Source organism: Flagellimonas profundi, from assembly GCF_017313275.1.
Lineage (GTDB): Bacteria > Bacteroidota > Bacteroidia > Flavobacteriales > Flavobacteriaceae > Flagellimonas > Flagellimonas profundi.
The window spans coordinates 301,628-321,972 of record NZ_JAFLNM010000003.1; the positions used below are offsets into that span (position 1 = coordinate 301,628).

The window sequence follows — 20,345 nt, forward strand, 5'->3', positions numbered from 1 at the left end:
TTGATGATTAAATGTGGTTTACAGTTCCTCAACGCCAAATCCCAGGATTTTGAGGTCCTCCCAAAAATCGGGATAGGATTTGGAGACCACTTCGGCATCGTTCACTATAAAGTTTGCTTTGAGGGCCAATGGTCCAAAGGCCATTGCCATTCTGTGGTCGTTATAAGTATCTACGGAGACTCCGGTATTTAAAGTCGGCCAGGCTTTAAGCGTCAAACTTTCGACATCAATATCCACTGTAGCCCCGAACTTGCCCAACTCGGTTTGCAATGCGGCCAAGCGGTCGGTTTCCTTGATTGGCAGGGTATGCAGTCCTGTAAGATGACATCCTATGCCCAAACCAAGACATGTAACAGCAATGGTCTGTGCAATATCGGGGGCATTGGAAAGCTCGTACTCCAAGTGGGTTGACTTAACACCATTGGTTTTTTTGAGAAGAATGGTATTATTTGAAAACTTGGTTTCCACACCAAAATCTTTATAGATTTCGGCCAAAACACTATCCCCTTGCAAGGAATTTTGCTTGTAAGAGGACAATTGTATCTCCGTACCCGCTTCGCACATGGCTACGATGCTGTAAAAATAGCTGGCCGAGCTCCAATCGGATTCTACGATCAAAGTGGTATCTGCTACAGCTTTTTTTGGAGAAACCTTGATGTTGTTTCCTTCAAAGGAAGTTTGCACCCCAATCTGTTCCAATAGGGCCAGGGTCATTTTTATATAGGGAACAGAAGTGATTTTTCCGATCAGTTCCAATTCAAGACCATTTTCCAAACTGGGTGCCACTAACAGTAAGGCAGATATATACTGGCTACTGATATTGGCCGGAAGAGAGACCTGGCTCTTATTCAGTTTTTTTCCTTTAATTTTTAACGGTGGGTACCCTTCCGCTTTTTCATATTGAATATCTGCACCTAACGATCGTAGTGCTTCCACCAATACTTTTATGGGCCGTTCCTGCATACGCTGCGACCCTGTAAGCACAACTTCCTTTCCTTCTTGAGAAGCAAAATAGGCTGTTAAAAACCGCATGGCAGTACCTGCATGGTGAATATCCACCTCTCCCGTTGATTTGGCCAAACCCTTTTGCATTACTTCGCCATCATCGGAATTGGAAAGGTTTTCTATTTTGATGTTAGGGAACAGTGCCCGTAACAACAATGAGCGATTGGTTTCACTTTTGGAACCTGTGATCGCTATTGTTTTTTGGATTTTACTATCGTTGGGCGAGGAAAGCTGGAGTCTCAATTCTTTAGGGTTTGAATGAATTGTCAAAACTAGAAAAAACAGCCCTAATGTCCCTTTACGAAGACAACTTTATTTAAGCTTTTTGTTATTTTGATGGCGGTCGTGGTCGCGTTTGGTCTTTAGGTCCAGTTTTTTGTCGAACGCTTCCTGTAAATCAATTCCGGTTTGGTTGGCCAAACAGAGCACCACAAAAACCACATCGGCGAGTTCTTCACCCAAGTCCTTGGCTTTATCGGATTCTTTTTCGCTCTGCTCTCCATAACGTCTAGCGATAATGCGGGCCACCTCCCCTACCTCCTCTGTAAGCTGGGCCATATTGGTGAGTTCGTTAAAATAACGGACCCCGTGGTTCTTGATCCATTCGTCAACGGCCTTTTGTGCGTTTTCTATGTTCACCTTTTCTTATTTTATGTCCTTATTGACCACAAAGGTAAGAACAACCTGATTATATCTTTTCAAAAACCAAATAGCTGTTATTTTGGACATTCACGGCATTTTCAAACAACTTTTTCACATAGGCATATCCCTCACTGGCATATTGAGTGTATTTTAATTGCAGGGCAAATTGAACCATAATCTGTCCCTTTGATTCCATGCAATTAAAATGCAAGGTCCCACTATTGCCCGGCAAACCAACATTTATTGAAGAAGGAAGTTCTTTTACCCTGTACCCTTTGGGAACTGTGAAGTTTGCATAATACCTATAGGTTCTTAAATAACCAAAATCCACAGGGTAATGCCTTGTTTCCGATTCGAAAGGGTTCTTTTTAAAATACTGAACAGTAAATGGGTTTACCAAAATCGTTTCACCATTATTAACACTTTCCACAGTGAACTCATAATGTTCCACCAATTGCTTTTCGTTCGATTTATCTTGATCTATTTGGTAATTATCTATCCTGAAATCACCCGCTCCGCTTTTCTCAATTTGATCCAAGTATTCCACTTCTGTCATTGAGGATAGGTTCCTTCTTTTAAAATAGGCTTCATAACCTCTTGATATTTCATCAAAAACCCCGGTACAGGTGTCGGACTCAAAATCCAAATCAACTTGAAGCCTTATTGATCTAATATTTAATTTTTCCGGTTCAATATCCAACCAATAACTGCCCTCATCCATATCCATTACCCGGCCATAATAATTAAGGCATCTATATGGAAGCATCCCAAAAGCTAAATTCTTTTCCGTGGCATCCAACAAATAAGTTGTTCCGTCAATATCAACTTTGGCCACCAAATAATTAAAATCGGTCATCACTGGATGGCTCCTTTTAGGTAATCCGTGCGCCCGTGTGGACAACAACATCGCATCGGTTTCAATATCCGCGGCATTGAGCAAATTGATCAAGGTAATATTGATTTCTGCCACATTGCCTGATTTTTCATCAAAGGCCTGTTTCACCCTATTGTCCCAAAGCACTCCAAATTCATCGTTCCAGGTGTAGTAGGACTGCACAAATTTGTAGATGTTCTTTGCCTTGGTAAGTTTATCTTCGCTCCCCGCAAGAATATCCAAGGGTATATTTCTTTCGAAATAATTCTTCTTCCTTAATTGACCACCCACATCCGTATCTCCCCGCAGTTTACGATCCACATCCCTCCATGATTTTGTATACTTAGTATCTATACCATCAAATCCCAATTCTTCAGACAATTCAAATTCGAGTTTTGACTTATAGTTACTGGCCCCAAGCATGTATTCCTCATTTTCCTTAAAGGCTGGAACATCTTGCATCACATATTTGAGTACCTCACAGTCCGCAGGTCTATCTCTCCTATGAGGTAAATAGAAACATCTTTTCGTTAGGGTTGCTTCATTTACATCTAGTTTAAGTTCCCCAATCAAGGTGCGGTTGTATATATAGTTTCCGGGAATCTTAGCGTTATATTCCGAATGCACTTTTGGAATACCGTCTTGAAAATTCCATCCACTGAGATTATAGAGAAAGGGTGATTGAATTTCATAGGTATATTCCAACACCGACCCTTCCTGAACATTGGGAAACGTGAACCTTTTCTCTGACCAACGTTCATTGATGTCCACGTCATAAATGTTATTTTGGACCAAACTGAACTTTACTTTGCCGTTGTGTGTGATTGCCTTAATATTACTGACTTTTTCAGTGGTATTTTCGGAATGATAATAGGGAATTTTAATTTCGGCCTCCGAAAACCCTTTTTTATTAAAAATTTTCTTTTTGGCGTAGTATTTTGTGATCAACATGACGTATCCATTACGGACCTCAAAATAATTTTCCCCTTTTTCATACAGATATACAGCGTGAGCCGTAGTATCTTTTTCATATGATTCAAGTTCTAACTCAAAAATGGAGAGTTCGCCGAAACCTAAATCCATTTGCCCGTAGGATATTAGACACTGGAAAAGTATTATTGAAGATATGAGCTTTTTTGCCATTCCCTGCTATTGTTTATGTTTTGGTCAAAACAATCTTTTCGGACTCTTTTTCGACTATGTGACGATACAATTCTTTTAAATCTTGATAATATCGGGCAGGCAAAATCCCACTGTTGATATCCACCTTTACATCAACGCTGACCAAATTTTGATTCACTGTAATATTATATATAAACTTCCCTAAATTATCTGGAAGTGCTACTGCAATAGGTTCAGGATAAGACTCTACGACATAGCCATCCGGAATATTTATATTGACAATATATCTATCCTCCCAAGGGAAGCCGTAATCAATGGGAAACTCTCGTTTATCCGCTTTGAACGGGTTTTCCAACGTAGCAAGATGAAAAAGTGGTGAAACATACAATTTACCGGAAATAGCTTCAAAAGCACCCTCTTTTACAAAACCAAAAGATTGAACAACAGGTTTTGACAGATTGCCCTTGTTTTGAATCTCGTAATCGGATATTTCAATATCCCCTTGTTTTTTCTCCAAGGATTCCAAAAACGAGTCCTCACTTACACTGAAATATCGGTTACGGAAACTAAATGCATTATATACGGTAAATTGCTCTCTAATTTCACCTGAAATGACCCCATCTTCCTGTATATCGACGTTCATCATGGTTACATCCAATGATTTCTTTTTGGGCATTAAGCCAACTTGAGCTGAACTTCCATCTTCTCGAATTAGCCTACCGGTCCAGTTTAAAGCCCTTAAGGGCATAATATTCGGAAGGCTGTTTTTCTCGGTCGCATCGAACAGAAGAACATGGTCTTGCATTTCCAATGCAGCAACCACATAGTTAAAACCATCACTTGTTGGAAATAAAGGGATTCCATGAGATCTAGTACTTATTAAAACAGGATTTGCCTTAAGGCCTGCATACCTAAACATAGAGGTCAGCATTAAGTTTATTTCTGCCGCATTCCCTGTTTCTTCTTTGTACGCCTTTCGTACACCCCCCGACTCACATGTAACTCCAACATAGTTGTTCCAGTTCATCTTGGCTTTTACGAATTCAAAAATTGCAATGGCCTTTTCTTCATCACTGCCCAATCCCTCTAGCAAGTTTTCCAAATCTTCCTTGAAATAATTGGTTTTGTCCAACTCATTACCAAAATCATCATAATCGTAGATGGACTTGGCCACTCCTTCCCAGGTTAAACTATAATTTTTATAGGGACTATTTGGAAATCGGGTCGCTGCAAGCTCAAACTTAATTGATGTACGATAGTTATCTATATTACTTGTATACTTTTCATCCAATAGTGCTGGAATATTATCGGTTATCACATGGTGGATATTCTCCATAAATTCCACTTTGCCAGTATGCTTGGTGGTACCCCTTCCAATATACCTGGCCCCCTGGTCCTTGGTTGTATAAGATACGTTGATAGACCTATTCTCCTTACTTTGATTCACCTCAATCGGATGTGAGCCCTTTCCATATTTTCGAAAAATGAAATATTCTGGAATTTCCAATTTTATTTCTACATGATCTAAAGGGATTTGATATTGTAGCTTAAATTCATCCATATACCAATATATTGGTGATGAAACCCTGTACTCAATATCCAAAACACTTCCCTCTTTCACATTGGGCATTGTAATGGAAGCCTTGTTTCTGTATTTATTCACCTCTTCTTCGAAAATCCCATCTTTTTTAAGTTTTTCACTTACCAGTTTATCTCCCTCCATATTGAAAGTATAGCCTTTGATGGACGAGATATTTTCCTCCATACCACTAGCGGCATATAATGGCACCCCTAAAGTTGCCCATTCAAACCCATCCTTATTATAAATTTTAATCCGATAATTTACTTCCCGAACAAGACTCCACCCCACATTGTTGTCGTAAGTATAATGCACCCATTCCTTTTTAAATAAAATGGCCGCATTGGCCTCTGGATCAAGATGGTGTTCCTTGGCCATCACTTCTTCTTTACTGACCTTTCCAAACTTAAATTCGTTTGCAAAGCCAAACTGGACTACAATTAGGAACAAAAGGATAAATCTTATTTTCATTTCAATGGTTTGTTTAGTATGATTTTAGCATTATCGTTACGGGCTACTTTTCTACGAAAATCCCGATAAAGTTTATAGTCTTCCTTGGAGTACCTTCCTGATTTGATCAGCAATTTTCTTTTGTATTTCAACACACCTGGTTCCACTTGCTCCAAGGATGCATAATAAGAACCAAACTTGCTCTCAACCTCAATGGGATCCAGCAAATTTTCCGGACTAACGCCTTCAGGTAAGTAAATCACGAATTCATCTTCGTCCAAATACCCTCTCGAAATAACCATTTCCATTGATCGATTCCTAACCCTGGTCGGTACCAGCAAATTCCTGTTAAAGGCGTTTGGGGCTAGTATTAACTGCTCATTTGCAATAGACAAGTAATTCTGGGCCTTTAATTGAACTTTTTCAGTAAATTCTATCTTGTGCTTATCATCTGTAAAAGTGATATCCCCCAGTGTTACATTATTTATATAGTCCCAATAGTTTTTATAGAATTCATCCTGATCCTTTCTGGATTCATTCTTTATCCGATATTTTTGATCGTATTGCGTTCCTTTTGAAAGAATTTCCACTTCACCTTCAATATTCCTTTCATTGGTTATATAATATTTACCAGTGGTTTTTTGATAATTTTCCTCATCGGGATTTGCTCTGGTTTTAATCAGTTCCCCTCCTTCAGGCGTAATCTTTAAAACGTTCCGATTGTCAGTGAACATACCTAAATGGTTCATGGGTGTGGTTTGACTTGTGCACTCTAACCAAACATCCTCTCCATTTATTGGAACATTAAGAAATACATGGTTTCCCTGCATGGAAGGAAAATCACTGTCCAAACTCCTTACTCGACTGCCTCCATATACCACAGTATAATACGAATCCACACCTATGGCACTCAATAAAGCTTTGGTATAATTGGTCAACCCTTTACAGTCACCATATTTTACCCTATCCACATCCTGTGCACTTATGGGCATCCATCCTCCTATTCCCAATTGTACGCTTATATAGCGTGTGTTACTCTGAACATATTCATAAACCAATCTTGTTTTTTCATATGGGTCTTCTACCCCCTTAACCATATTATTGACCTTTGTAATGGTATTTTGATCCAACTCACCTCTGCCAACAAGTAACCTTTCATAAATCCATTTACCGAGTTCCTGCCAAGTATTGGCGGATCCATTTATACCTTCCAAGTGAAAATTGCTCAATGCCACCTTAATTCCTGGTGCGAATTCTCTAAAGGCAGGCGACATGGGTTCTCTTTTTATGGCAACAATATTCTTTGCGGTATAATGCAATCTACTTTTGGTATTTTCCGATTCAATATTATGCCCTTCAAAATTTGATTCTTTATATCTGATATCAATATCACAGTCGACGGCATATGTGAATTCACTTTTTTCAGTGCTCACTCCATAATCATCTAAAAAATACCAGGTGGGAGAGAAGGCAGTATTGGGAGTGGAATATGTTTTGGTAAATTCAATTGTATAAGGATACTCGGTCGGTGTATATTTAAGGTAAAGGACCCTAGAATCGGAATAAAGTGTTCCACCGCTAATCGCACTTTGGTCCAAAAAATCCTTTTTCTTGAACTTTCTGATTAACTCACCGTTCAAATTATAAACAAGGGCCTCAATTTTGGAGATCTTATCATTTTTCTCATAGAAGGCGTAGGCATGAACATCATCATTTCCTGCATCGTTATAAACAGTCACCACCCGCTTGGAAGTAATCTCCATTTGATCCTGAGCGGTCACTAAGACGTTCATTTTATCCAAACGAACAACCGCATCGGCACCTGGCAAAAGGTCCTTGGGAATTGATGTTACACTGTAGTTTTGGGAATAAATAAAATTGAAAAAAAGACAAAAAAGGATAGGCGCAAGAAATCGCATTAAGTATAGTTACGGTTAGGTTAGTTAACGCTAATGTGATGAATTTCTTACAAAAAGTCAAAAAATATGATACAAAAAAAATATTATTCCTTGTTTTTTGTATCCATTGTTATGGTGACGGGACCATCGTTAAGGAGTCCAACTTTCATGTCGGCACCAAAAATTCCAGTGCCTACTTTTTTACCCAGTTTTTGTTCCAAAACCTGAACGAATTTCTCGTACATGGGCACAGCGATATCGGGTTTCGCTGCCTTAATGTAAGATGGCCGATTACCTTTTTTTGTGAGCGCATGCAACGTAAACTGACTAACCACGATGATATCTCCATCAACATCCTGCACGGAGCGGTTCATTACATCATTTTCATCATTAAAAATGCGAAGATTTAGAATTTTATTGGTCAACCAATCAATATCCTCTTGTGTATCGGCATCCTCAATACCCAACAACACCAATAGGCCCTTACCAATAGATGAAACAACATTATCATCTACCGTTACACTCGCATTTGTAACTCGTTGTAGTACTGTTCTCATTTATCTTTCCCTATATGGATTATCCTCTTCCCCCGTCAACATCTGCACGTAGCTGCGATAGCGGCTTGCGGCAATCCCATTATTCTCCAAAGCCTCTTTTACCGCACATTTGGGCTCATCCAGATGGAGGCAATTATTGAATTTGCATTCCGATTTCAAAGCAAAAAACTCCGGAAAATAGTCTCCGATTTCATGCTTATCCATATCCACAATACCAAATCCCTTTATTCCAGGAGTATCTATAATCCGTGCATCAAAAGAAAGGTCGTACATCTCGGCAAAAGTGGTGGTGTGCTGCCCTTGCATGTGTTGCTCCGAAATTTCGGCGGTTTTTAACTTGAGGCCCGGTTCCAAGGCATTTACCAAAGTTGACTTACCAACGCCTGAATGTCCCGCGAACATACTTGTGTTGCCTAGCATCAGTTCTTTTATCTTGTCCACATTCTTGCCTTTCTTAGCTTCAATTTGAATGCAGGTATAACCTATTTTGGTATATAAGTCCACTAAATGCTCAACTTCAGACTTTTCCTTTTCACTATAAACATCCATTTTATTGAAAAGAAGTACTACAGGAATATCGTAGGCCTCTGCAGTTACCAAAAATCGATCTATAAAACTGGTAAACGTAGGGGGGTTGTTCAAGGTGACGAGCAGAAAAACCTGATCTAGGTTGGCCGCTATGATATGGGTTTGTTTGGAAAGTTTGACCGACCTACGGACAATATAGTTCTTGCGATCTCCAATTTTAGAAATAACACCAACCGTTTCGTCCCCAATATTTTCCAAATGGAACTCCACATGGTCCCCTACGGCAACCGGATTGGTACTTTTAATACCCTGTGTTCGGAACTTGCCCTTGATGCGACACTCGTAAAATTCTCCTTCCGAGGACTTTACGGTATACCAGCTCCCAGTTGATTTATAAACAGTTCCGTTCACTATTTGTTCATATTTTGATTACAAAGAAACAATATTCCTGCTTTTTCGTCGTATATCTTTGTTAACAGTTTTAACGATCATTAACATTTTAATCATGAAAAAAATCATTTTGGCTGCCGTGGTAGTGCTTGCAGCAACATTCACCATGAGTGCGCAACAGTACCATGTAGTAACCAGCGTTGAGTCAATCGTACCAAACGGACTGGGAAGATCTCGAATTATAAATGCCTTGGAAGACAAGGATTACAAAGAATTCACAAGTGTCCAAACTGAGGATGACAATACAAGAAACAAATCCAAAAGAAATGAAATCCGTGTAAAGAATTTTGAAGAAACCAAGCTTTTGAACTTTTATAACATTGGAGGTATCCGTTTCCAAAATATTGCGGCCAACGATGCCTTGATCACTTCCATGATCAACGACATGGTTTCCAATGGATGGGAACTGGCCTTTGTGGTAAGTGGTGTTGAAAGTGAAGGTGGAAAAGGTGACGGACAAGGTATTTTCATTACCCGTTACATCTTCAAAAAGTAAACGTGCCAAAATATTAATCACAAATAAAAAAAGCCCTCCATTATGGGGGGCTTTTTCGTGGCAACAAGTTTCATTAATCCTTTATGTAGATTCTTCCGCCCACAAAGGTTTTTTTATGCACCCTTTCCGGGTTTCCGTACACATAAACATCACCACCGGCCTTTACATTGATATCCACTAATTCCGAAGCAAACACATCAGCCTCACCGCCAGCGGAAATTTTCACATCTGTCGTAGCGGTCCTTAGTTCCCTTCCTTCAAAAATACCCCCGGTATTAATAACAATTGATTGGTTTTTTGCCAAACCAGAAGCTTGGACAATGCCACCCGTCACCGCTCGGATATCGGCATAGTCCACATCCATTCCAATATGGATGGCCGCTCCTTCCTGGGCCCGGAGCTCAATTCTACTTTTTTGCACCATTTCGTTACAGGTAATCTGGGCACCTTCATTGCCGTCGATTACATCCAGATCGGTGTAGTAGACTTCTATCATGGTATCCTCGCCCTGAAACTTTTTATCCAATTGCATGCGTAGTTTCAAGACTCCATTTTTGTTTGTCCACTTAATGTCATCAACATTCCAGCCTTTGATCATGATCTTGTTCTCATCGGATTGGATCAAGTTGACCTCGATCAAATCAAAAACTTTGATTTTGTTGAATTCCCCAACTTCCGTATCAATGATTCGTTGCGAAAACATAACCAAGGGAAGTAACAAAAGACTTAGTGTGTATATTTTTTTCATGATTGAGTGTTTTTACTTCTGAAAGATGACCTGTTCACTCTTTTGTTACAGTTTAAAACAAAAAAACTATTTGCAGCCTCGAAATACATCAAGGCCACAAATAGTTCTTGGATCAACCTGATTGAAAATCAGTTTAGGCGTTGATGATTTTTTCTTGGTGGTTAATGGACTCCTGGTGGATTGCCTTGAACATTTTTAAAACAAATTCCTCGCTCAATCCTCTTTGCTCACCTTCCAAGATCATATTGCCCAAAATAGCGTTCCAACGATTGCTCTGTAGCACGGCAACGTTCTTTTGCTTTTTAAGTTCTCCTATTCCGTCGGAAACTTTCATTCTTTTTCCCAAAAGATCGATCAATTGGTTGTCCAATACATCAATCTGAGCCCTTAGGTTGCTCAAATTGTTCTTGTATTCGGCTTCCTCGTCTGTTTCTTTTCTAATGCGTAGGTCTTTCATGATCTGAACCAATGTTTTTGGGGTTACCTGCTGAGCGGCATCACTCCATGCATTGTCCGGATCGTAATGCGTTTCGATCATCAAACCATCAAAGTTCAAATCCAAAGCCGTTTGCGATACATCAAAAATCATATCTCGCTTACCGGTAATGTGGCTTGGATCATTGATGATGGGCAAATCAGGAAATTTGGTCTGCAACTCAATGGCCAACTGCCATTCTGGAATATTACGGTATTTGGTTTTTTCGTAGGTAGAGAAACCTCTGTGAATTACCCCTAACTTTTCGATATTGGCAGAGTGCAAACGCTCCACGGCTCCCAACCAAAGCGATAGGTCTGGGTTTACCGGGTTCTTGACCAAAACAATCTTATCGGTCCCTTCCAAGGCATCGGCAATTTCCTGGACAATAAACGGGCTTACGGTAGAGCGCGCTCCGATCCACAACAAATCCACATCGTGCTCCAAAGCTAAATCAACGTGTGTTCTGTTTGCAACCTCGGTAGCGGTTTTTAGTCCAGTCTCTTCTTTTACCTTTTGCAACCACTTTAATCCAATTGCCCCTACCCCTTCAAAGTTTCCTGGGCGAGTTCTTGGTTTCCAGATTCCGGCACGGTAATAGCTCACGTCGGTATCTTTAAGATCGTGGGCTATTTTCAGCACTTGGTCTTCGGTTTCCGCACTGCACGGACCTGCTACTACCAAGGGATGACCCAAATTCATGTCATCCAACCATTTCCTCATTTCCTTTTTGTTTTCCATAATACTCTCTATTTTTTTGTAAGTGGTATTCCTTTTAGTATTTGTTTTATTTTATTGGTATTACTCATTTCTTGGTGGACATTCTCAAAATCGTTGTCCAATATCAGTTGTTTAAACGTGGTTAGGTTCTGTATGTATTCTTCCAACGTTTCCACAACATTGTCCTTGTTCTGTTCAAAAATGGGTGTCCACATATCGGGCGAACTTTTTGCCAAGCGGACGGTACTCTCAAAACCACTTCCCGCCATGTCAAAAATATCACGCTCATTTTTTTCTTTCTCAATAACTGTCTTTCCCAACATAAAAGAGCTAATGTGTGATAAATGGGATACATAGGCAATGTGCCTGTCGTGCGCTTCGGGGTTCATGTACCGGATTCGCATCCCGATATCCTGAAAAATGGCCAATGCTTTTTCCTGAAGCTTGAAGGCTGTTTTCTCTACTTCGCAGATGATCATGGTTTTACCCGAATACAACCCTTCCAAAGCCGCCGTTGGCCCTGAAAACTCGGTACCAGCAATCGGGTGGCAGGCCATAAAGTTTCTTCGATTGGGATGGTCGGCAACTTGCTCACAAATCAATCGCTTGGTGGACCCGGCATCCATTACCACGGTCTCCTCACCGACCGCATCCAATATTTTGGGCAATTCCGTAACCAACACATTTACCGGGATTCCCACATAAACCATATCCGCGGTTGCCAAAACTCCGTAGTCTCCTTTTTTATCAATGATCTGAAGTTGCAACGCTTCCTCCAAATGCGCATCACTTTTGTCCACCCCAACGATTTCCGCTTCGGGATGTAACTTTTTTACATCCTTGGCAAAAGAACCGCCTATCAATCCAACTCCTATAATGACTACTTTCATAATCTAAAATCTTTCAATGGCTTCTTCAATCTTTTCTTCCTTTACACAAAGGGAAAAACGAATATAGCCTTCTCCATTGCTCCCGAATATGGTTCCTGGGGCAATGAAGATATCTTTGTCGTACAATACCTTATCTATAAACTCCTCTGAGGGTTCGGCACCTTCGGGCAACTTACACCAAACAAACATTCCCACCGCATTTTTATCGTAGGTGCATCCCAATTTATCCGCCAATTGAAACATCAACTCTCTCCGTTTGGTATACACCTTGTCCAATGCTTCGAACCATTCGGGCCCGCTTTGCAAGGCTGCGATTGCCCCTTTTTGTATGCCATAGAACATTCCTGAGTCCATATTGCTCTTCACCTTCAGCACTGCGGTGATATGTTCTGCACTACCCAGCACCATTCCCACTCGCCAGCCTGCCATGTTGAAGGTCTTGCTTAAACTATTCAGTTCCAGAGTGCAATCTTTTGCCCCTTCGATGGACAAAATACTGGTAGGATTGCTGGACAGGACAAAACTATAAGGGTTATCGTTCACCAAAAGGATTTCGTTTTCCTTGGCAAATTTCACCAAAGACTCCAATTGTTCCTTGGTCGCCGTAGCTCCTGTCGGCATATGCGGATAGCTGATCCACATTACCTTTACTTTGGACAAGTCTTTTTTGGAAAGTTCCTCCAAATCCGGGAACCACCCGTTTTCAGCTTTCAAGTCATAACTAACGGGTGCTCCACCTACTAAATTGGTTACGGATGTATAGGTAGGATACCCAGGATTGGGCAACAGCACCTTATCCCCTTCATTTAAAAAGGCCATACTAATGTGCATAATGCCTTCCTTGGAACCCATTAAGGGTAAAATTTCGGAAGATGGGTCTACGGTCACCTCAAATTTTTGCTGATAGAAATCCGCAATGGCCTCCCGGAGTTGTGGCAATCCTTGATAGCTTTGGTATTGATGTGCACCCGCCTCGATAATGGAATCCCGAAGGGTTTCCAATACCTGCGGTGATGGTGCCAAATCCGGGCTGCCAATGCCCATGTTGATAATGGGCTTGCCTTCGGCCATCAATCCCCTGACCTCTCTCAATTTCTTGGAGAAGTAATATTCCTGTATGCTATTTAACCTATCTGCTGTTATCATTACAACAATGCATTTTTATATTCACCCAACACCTTAAAATCCTCGGCCATAATCTGCATCAACGATTTGGTTTTGGCAAAGTGCTCGTATTTATCAAAGGTTACATCCACAAAAAAGGCATACTTCCACGGGGTCTCTATCACGGGTAGGGACTGAATCTTGGTCATATTCATATTACAGTCGCTCATTACATTCAATACCGTTGCCAAACTTCCTCTTTTGTGATCGGTTATAAACCGCAAAGAGGCCTTGTTGATTTCCTCTTCCGGCAGCACCTTATTTTGTTTTTTAAGAACAATGAACCTAGTCGAATTATTAACAATGGTCTGGATGTTATCCGCTATAATTTCGAGATCGTACAATTCGGCTGCCTTTTTAGGGGCAATCGCAGCTATATGCCCAAGTTCTTCCTCCTTGATTCTTTTTGCCGTCTCGGCCGTATCCACACTTTCCACCAATTTGATCTGCGGGTGCGTTTTGAAAAACTCTTTACATTGTAACAATGCCATTGGGTGCGAATGTACCTCTTGGATATCATCGAAAGTTTTTCCTTTCATGACCATAAGGTTATGGTGGATGTTCAGGTAGTGCTCCCCGATCACGTGGATATTATTATGGTACACCAAGTTGTAATTGGGAATAATGGACCCTGCAATGGAGTTCTCAATGGCCATAATGCCCTTGTCGGCTTCACCCATCAATAAGCTATCGATAACGGCATCAAAAGAGCTACACTCGATCAACTCAATGTTATCTCCAAAAAAATCGGCGGCCACCTGATGGTGGTTGGAACCCTTTATTCCTTGTATGGCAACTTTTAATTCCATTGCAAAAAAAAAGTCCCGATGTATCGGGACTTTATAAATTGGTTATACTTAAAACGTATCTATAATAGTCCCGCTCCTCTCTCAAAAAAGAAGTAAAAATAAAAACGGTTCCAGAAATACGTGTTTGTCATCTCGTTGTTAATTGTCGGCTAATTTAGGTATTCAATTGGAAACACACAGACATTCCTAAATTTTTTTTGAATTTTCTCAAAAAAGGCATTTTTGCTGCACATTATTTTACAGAAATGATACTTTTTTACGAATTCTCATCTTGCCAATAATTTTGAAAAGATTCATAGAATAAAATCCTTGCTTTTGAAACTGAAGGATTAAAGCATCTAAAAGTGTATTTTTGGAATCATTAAATTTATCTTGAATGTCCATCACCGTACAAAACATCACAAAAAGCTTTGGCTCCCAAAAAGCATTGAACAATGTTTCGTTCACCATCAACAAAGGTGAAGTGGTCGGTTTTTTAGGTCCCAACGGCGCAGGAAAGTCCACTATGATGCGGATTTTGACCACTTACTACAAAGCAGATGAAGGTGAAGCCGCTGTAAATGGTTTTGATGTGTTGAGCGCGGAAAAGAACGTTCAAAAAAGCATTGGTTACCTGCCAGAGCACAATCCGTTGTATTTGGAGATGTACGTTAAGGAATACTTGACCTTTAATGCCGATGTTTATAAAGTGGACAAGTCCAAAATAAATGATGTCATCGAACAAACAGGACTGTCTCCCGAGGCCCACAAAAAAATTGGGCAGTTATCCAAAGGCTATCGCCAGCGGGTTGGACTTGCGGCGGCCCTGTTGCACAATCCGGAAGTTTTGATTCTCGATGAGCCCACTACGGGACTCGATCCCAACCAATTGATCGAAATACGAAAACTGATCCGTGAAATAGGAAAAGAAAAAACCATTTTACTTTCCACACATATCATGAAAGAAGTGGAAGCCGTTTGCGACCGGGTAATCATCATCAACAAAGGAGAATTGGTGGCCGATAAAAAACTGGAGGAACTCCGTGAAGCCGAGGAGCAAATCATTGAGGTGGAATTTGATTATCGCGTAGAAGAACAATTACTGCAACAAATGCCCAATGTTTCCAAAGTAAAAAATACAGGTGGTTTTGTCTACGAAATCACTTTTGGCACTTCCAAAGACATGCGGCCCGCTGTATTCGATTTTGCACACGACAACAAACTTAAGACGCTTCAGCTCAGCAGAAAGAACAAAAATCTGGAGAGCTTGTTCACAGAACTTACTTCCTAACTTTCCTTTTATCCAAACAGATGGAACAACCATCCGAAATGGATGGAAAACCGTTTCAAATATGGTACTTTTGCAGTTCAGAAGTAAACGGCCCTATGAAAAAGAACAACGCCAGATTGGAACTTTCCAAAGAAGAAATGAAAAGTTATGGGTATCAAGTTGTTGATGCCATAGTGGAACACCATGCCAACCAACACGAAAAATTACCTGTAGCCCTTGGCTCTCGGGAGGAAATGGACTCTTTGTTCTTGGAAGAGGCACCTGAAAAAGGTTCCGACCCGACCCATGTACTCGATTTTGTTTTGGAAAAGGTGATGACCAACAGCGCCAATTTGGCCCACCCTCGGTCCTTTTCTTTTGTTCCTGGCCCTAGCAACTATGTTAGTGTAATGGCTGATGCTTTGGCCACAGGTTACAACATCTTCTCCGGTGGATGGGCTGCCAGTCCCGCTGCGGCAGAATTGGAGATCGTGACCATTCAATGGTTGTTGAAGATCTTTGGTTTCCCAAAGAGAAAAGGGGGAGGCATTTTTACCAGTGGAGGATCCATGGCCAACCTTACCGCTGTGGCAACCGCCCGAAGGATAAAGTGTGGTGATGATTTCTCCAAGGCCGTTATTTATCTATCCGATCAAGCGCACTCATCCAACATTAAGGCCATTCGCGTGCTGGGCTTTAAAAAAGAACAGATCAGGATCATTCCTACGGATAGCGAGCTCAAGTTTTCGGTAAACAAATTAAAAAACTGTATTGCCAAGGATAGATTGGAAGGACTTTACCCCCTCTGTTTGATTGCCACTGCCGGAACCACTAATACAGGCACAGTGGACCCATTGGTGGAATTGGGAAAAATATGCAAGAAAGAGGATATCTGGTTCCATATTGATGGTGCCTATGGCGGAGCCGCTATTTTATCCCAAAAAGGCAAACAGGCAATGAAAGGCATTGAAAAAGCCGATTCACTGACCGTGGACCCACATAAATGGTTCTTCCAGCCGTACGAAATGGGTTGCCTTTTGGTGCGAAACCACAAAAACTTGAGCCATACCTTTACTGAAAAACCTGAATATTTAAGGGATATCGAAGGAAATACCTCGGAAATCAACTTTTACGATCATGGGATACAATTAACCCGAAGGTTTAGAGCGCTGAAGTTTTACATGTCTCTAAAAACCTTTGGTTTAAAGGAGTTCCGTGATGCCATTACATATAATATTGATTTGGCCGAAGAAGTGGAAACAATGCTTCGGGGCAGCAAAAGTTGGGAGGTGGTGTATCCAGCTACCTTGGCGGTTATCAACTTCAGGTACCATCCCATCAACAAAAAATACTCGGAGAAAGAACTGGACAAGATTAACCAGTACATTTCGGGAAAAGTTATGGATTCACGTAAAGCCATGCTGGTGACCACTATTTTAAATGGACAGATCGTGCTTCGGATGTGCCTCATCAATCCAAGAACAACCATGAAGGACATTACCGACACCTTTGACCTTTGCAAAAAGTATGCACTCGAAATTGAGGAGCAATTGGCTAGCAAAGTCTAAGACATAACTTCAAAAAGAGCATCAATGGCCTCATCCAAAATTGGTTTCACCTTTGGGTCGGTGCAATTGATCAGGATAGCTACAACTTTTTTCTGTCCAGGGTACACAAAAAGATTGGTGTAAGCTCCTACACTGTTACCAACGTGACCAACAAACGGCCTACCCTTTGAATCCTGACTCACCTGAAACCCAAGACCATAATATATCGGTTTGCCATCTATGGTTTGGGAAGTAAGCAACTGTTCGTAGGTTTCGTTCTTGAGTAATTTTCGCTCTAAAATAGCTTGCCCCAGTGTAGCCACATTGTCGCAAGTGGACAAATACCCTCCTCCGGCCAACTTATAAGTATTGTTAACCTGAACAGCCTCTTGAAAATACAAAGAGCGTTTGGTATAGAACCGTGTTTTCGAACTGAAATCCAAACCCTCTGGGGAAAAGGTGTATTTTAATCCCAAGGGTGTCAAAATATGCTCTTTAACATAGTCCGGGAATGGAGTGCCACTTGCCTCTTGCATGGCCAGGGACAGCAATACAAAATCAAAGCTGTTGTAGAGGTAGCTTTTGCCAGGTTCAAAAAACAAGGGGTCATTTTTAAAGACTTCTATTCCTTCTTTGATGGAGTATTCTTGATTCAAAGCGTATTCCTTTCCACGATATCCCCGAATTCCCGCAGTGTGACTAGCCAATTGACGCAGGGTAAAGTCGTATTTCTTTTTGGGGTAATAAGGTACATAGGTATAAAGAGATTCGTCCAAATCCACAATACCATCCTCTACCATTTTACCTAGGGCCAATCCCGTGATACATTTGGAAATACTTGCGATGCGAAAAACCGTATCCTTGGGATGTACCTTAATTCTATTATCAATATCAGCAAAACCATATCCTTTTTGAAGTAATATTTCTCCTTTATCCAAAATGGTCACAGCCAGACCGGGCACTTTTTTTTCTGCCACAAGATTGTTGAAAAGAACATTGGCTTTTTCCACACCGTGCAATCCTTCCAAAGATTTCACCTTTGGCAACGGGGCAAACAAGTTTCTGATATATGTAAAAAAACTACCCAAATATTCGATTTTAACTTCGAAATTAATGAGAAATATGAAAGGGTCTGAGGATTTATGTCATAGTTTGAAGCAACATCAATCTTGGAATATCAATCTACCATTGAACAATTCCTCAACTGCTACTTCCGAAGGTCGATTTACGCTTATCACATCTCCTGTTCCACGAATTATACCACTTAAACTTTGTTGTGGGTTGACAATCGCATCATTGGAGCCCCTGTGGTTGATGATCACATTTTCTGCGACCAATTCTTCCGCTTCAATCCTAGAGTCCCCAGCGGCCACCGTTACGTTAAAGTTTTCGGTGGTTCCTTTAAGCTTGAAATAAGCGATTCCATTGACCACTATTCGAACTGTGGAAGTATTCAAATTCAAATCAAAGGACCCGTCCGTAGTCTCTGCTTCAGGATTATTAAAGCTTTCCGATACCAAACTTAGACTGGGATAATTAAGGACACCATCGCTGGTAATGGGCAATCCAGTACTACTGCGTATTTCGGAAATATTGGGGGAGGTAACATACACCGTAGTCAAACCATAATCCCGAACATAATTGCAGCTATTTTCATTTCTAAGTACAAGGCGATTGTCCTCCACCACAGCTGAAACATCTTTCAAGAGGTATTCTCCTGTTTCCACCTCAACCATCTGATTATCGCCTTGCTTTAAAACTACATTCAGGTTTTCAAAAACTGTAATGGAATTAAACTGTGAAACATCCACTGGACGGCGAACCATCTCACCTGCATTTTGAAAACAATCGGGCACGTTATCACCATTGCAGGCAACCAGCAATAGCAAAATAGCCAACGAAAAGTACCTCTCGACTGCGCTCGATATGCTATTCAATCTATATAAATTTCCATCTTCTAACATCTTTACACTATAATCTTACACCTATTCCAAATTCAATGGCCTCTGCCTTGGCTCCATGCGATTTTAAGGTTACGGCCCCGAATATCTTATCACCAAAATATCGCTTTAGTCCGATTCGGTTATAGACCTTACCTTCAAAATCGAAAGGATAATAGACATAATATCCCAGTTGGGCAATTACGCTCAAATTGTTCACAAAGAGTTCATGTCCCAAAAATACCCCTACCCTTTTATAATCCGTATCGGGTGCCACATCCAATTCAGGAAACGATGTTGCTTGATATCTAATCAATTCCTTTAGAAAGTTAGAGAAGAAAATATCCGTTCCCAATTGAATCGCACTTCGTTTTCCCAAACGCTTATCCGCATAGGCAGAAACAATGGCAAAACCATATCGCCCCATATTGATCACATCGCTTTCGTTAGCTCCACCCCTAAGCACTAAATTATAACGGATGGGTTCCTTGATTTTTTCTTTAGGTTCTGGTTTTACATACTCATAAGCTGCATACTTATCAAGATTATAGGTCAAGCCCACATTAAATGCAAATGTATTGGTAGAGGTGTTGGGTGCCTTAAAATTAGCATTGGAATAGTGGATTAAAGACAATCCGGCATTCACTCCCAGACCGGCAAAGAGGTTTTCCTTATGATAGTTCATCATCAATAAGGTGCTGCTTAAAATATGGCTCCCGTAGGCATTGTTTCGAAAATTTTCATCCTTATGATAGGGATTGGTACTGTAAGCCAATCCTTGTGCTATTCTAAGTTGAAAGTTTCGGTTAAAAAAATAAAAATTGTAATGGCCATATACACCGTAAAGCTCTCCTAATGTAGCGTTATTGGTGTTTTGATAGACAAAAGTGTAGCCCGTATCCGGATATCCAAAATCGGCTTCCCACTCTTTATGTCCATAGGTTTTTCTGCTAACCCCTAATATAATTCCTCCAGGGTGGTCCGTAATCAAATGGGAAATATCCGGGTTGTGCAAAAGTATGGAACCGTAAAACTGATTCACATCCAGCACAAAATCTTTTGGAGCATCCGTAGTTTGGGACCTCCCAAAAAATGCAGTCAAAAACAGGAATAGGCTAAGTAGGTACCTCATGGGGCACTAAAGTAGGAAATTAAAAACACCTGCACTCATCTTAAAAAAGCAAAAAGGATTAATTTTTTGT

At 40.7% G+C, this 20,345-nt stretch carries 18 protein-coding genes; 3 read left to right on the forward strand and 15 right to left on the reverse strand.

Features of this window, described 5'->3' with window-relative positions; all coding sequences use genetic code 11:
• Window positions 1–18: 18 nt before the first annotated feature.
• The 7 genes from J0654_RS14835 to rsgA all read right to left on the reverse strand — a co-directional run bounded on the left by J0654_RS14835 (window position 19) and on the right by rsgA (window position 9,066).
• Window positions 19–1,248 carry a 3-phosphoshikimate 1-carboxyvinyltransferase gene (locus J0654_RS14835; RefSeq protein WP_207029894.1) on the reverse strand — a complete coding sequence of 410 codons (1,230 nt, stop codon included), beginning with the start codon at window positions 1,246–1,248 and terminating at the stop codon, window positions 19–21.
• Between the two features lie 69 nt (window positions 1,249–1,317).
• A complete protein-coding gene (locus tag J0654_RS14840) occupies window positions 1,318–1,644 on the reverse strand; it encodes a nucleotide pyrophosphohydrolase (RefSeq protein WP_090293531.1) in 327 nt (108 codons plus the stop codon).
• Window positions 1,645–1,693: 49 nt separating this feature from the next.
• Window positions 1,694–3,604 carry a DUF3857 domain-containing protein gene (locus tag J0654_RS14845; protein ID WP_207029895.1) on the reverse strand — a complete coding sequence of 637 codons (1,911 nt, stop codon included), beginning with the start codon at window positions 3,602–3,604 and terminating at the stop codon, window positions 1,694–1,696.
• Between the two features lie 73 nt (window positions 3,605–3,677).
• Entirely contained in the window at window positions 3,678–5,693 is a 2,016-nt protein-coding gene (locus J0654_RS14850) for a transglutaminase family protein (RefSeq protein ID WP_207029896.1), read from the reverse strand.
• Complete coding sequence (locus tag J0654_RS14855) at window positions 5,690–7,591, reverse strand: DUF3857 domain-containing protein (RefSeq protein ID WP_207029897.1); 1,902 nt, start codon at window positions 7,589–7,591, stop codon at window positions 5,690–5,692. The genes J0654_RS14850 and J0654_RS14855 overlap by 4 nt, the downstream gene beginning before the upstream one ends.
• A gap of 83 nt (window positions 7,592–7,674) precedes the next feature.
• Window positions 7,675–8,127, reverse strand: coding sequence for a D-aminoacyl-tRNA deacylase (gene dtd / locus J0654_RS14860; protein WP_207029898.1), 453 nt, complete (start codon window positions 8,125–8,127; stop codon window positions 7,675–7,677).
• Window positions 8,128–9,066, reverse strand: a complete 939-nt coding sequence (gene rsgA / locus J0654_RS14865) for a ribosome small subunit-dependent GTPase A (protein WP_207029899.1) — start codon at window positions 9,064–9,066, stop codon at window positions 8,128–8,130.
• A 94-nt stretch (window positions 9,067–9,160) separates the two neighbouring features.
• Here rsgA and J0654_RS14870 point away from each other — a divergent pair, with 94 nt between their 5' ends.
• Window positions 9,161–9,601: a hypothetical protein gene (locus J0654_RS14870; RefSeq protein WP_207029900.1), complete on the forward strand. Its 441-nt coding sequence runs from the start codon at window positions 9,161–9,163 to the stop codon at window positions 9,599–9,601.
• 73 nt (window positions 9,602–9,674) lie between these two features.
• Here J0654_RS14870 and J0654_RS14875 read toward each other — a convergent pair whose 3' ends face one another.
• From J0654_RS14875 to J0654_RS14895, 5 genes are all read right to left on the reverse strand, one after another.
• Window positions 9,675–10,349: a head GIN domain-containing protein gene (locus J0654_RS14875; protein ID WP_207029901.1), complete on the reverse strand. Its 675-nt coding sequence runs from the start codon at window positions 10,347–10,349 to the stop codon at window positions 9,675–9,677.
• A gap of 133 nt (window positions 10,350–10,482) precedes the next feature.
• Complete coding sequence (locus J0654_RS14880; RefSeq protein ID WP_207029902.1) at window positions 10,483–11,565, reverse strand: bifunctional 3-deoxy-7-phosphoheptulonate synthase/chorismate mutase type II; 1,083 nt, start codon at window positions 11,563–11,565, stop codon at window positions 10,483–10,485.
• A gap of 8 nt (window positions 11,566–11,573) precedes the next feature.
• Complete coding sequence (locus J0654_RS14885) at window positions 11,574–12,434, reverse strand: prephenate dehydrogenase (protein ID WP_207029903.1); 861 nt, start codon at window positions 12,432–12,434, stop codon at window positions 11,574–11,576.
• A 3-nt stretch (window positions 12,435–12,437) separates the two neighbouring features.
• Entirely contained in the window at window positions 12,438–13,580 is a 1,143-nt protein-coding gene (locus tag J0654_RS14890; protein WP_207029904.1) for a pyridoxal phosphate-dependent aminotransferase, read from the reverse strand.
• Window positions 13,580–14,407, reverse strand: a complete 828-nt coding sequence (locus tag J0654_RS14895; protein ID WP_207029905.1) for a prephenate dehydratase — start codon at window positions 14,405–14,407, stop codon at window positions 13,580–13,582. The genes J0654_RS14890 and J0654_RS14895 overlap by 1 nt, the downstream gene beginning before the upstream one ends.
• Window positions 14,408–14,783: 376 nt before the next feature.
• Between J0654_RS14895 and gldA the strand changes: the two genes are divergently transcribed.
• Complete coding sequence (gene gldA / locus J0654_RS14900; protein ID WP_207029906.1) at window positions 14,784–15,677, forward strand: gliding motility-associated ABC transporter ATP-binding subunit GldA; 894 nt, start codon at window positions 14,784–14,786, stop codon at window positions 15,675–15,677.
• Between the two features lie 95 nt (window positions 15,678–15,772).
• Entirely contained in the window at window positions 15,773–17,224 is a 1,452-nt protein-coding gene (locus J0654_RS14905; RefSeq protein WP_207029907.1) for a pyridoxal phosphate-dependent decarboxylase family protein, read from the forward strand.
• On the opposite strand, the gene J0654_RS14910 is transcribed toward J0654_RS14905, so the two are convergent.
• The 3 genes from J0654_RS14910 to J0654_RS14920 all read right to left on the reverse strand — a co-directional run bounded on the left by J0654_RS14910 (window position 17,221) and on the right by J0654_RS14920 (window position 20,275).
• Complete coding sequence (locus J0654_RS14910) at window positions 17,221–18,291, reverse strand: serine hydrolase domain-containing protein (RefSeq protein ID WP_207029908.1); 1,071 nt, start codon at window positions 18,289–18,291, stop codon at window positions 17,221–17,223. The two genes, J0654_RS14905 and J0654_RS14910, sit on opposite strands and share 4 nt — an antisense overlap.
• 75 nt (window positions 18,292–18,366) lie before the next feature.
• Window positions 18,367–19,140, reverse strand: coding sequence for a head GIN domain-containing protein (locus J0654_RS14915; RefSeq protein WP_237686015.1), 774 nt, complete (start codon window positions 19,138–19,140; stop codon window positions 18,367–18,369).
• A gap of 34 nt (window positions 19,141–19,174) precedes the next feature.
• On the reverse strand, window positions 19,175–20,275 hold the full coding sequence (locus tag J0654_RS14920; RefSeq protein WP_207029910.1) for an acyloxyacyl hydrolase: 1,101 nt from the start codon (window positions 20,273–20,275) through the stop codon (window positions 19,175–19,177).
• Window positions 20,276–20,345 lie beyond the last annotated feature (70 nt).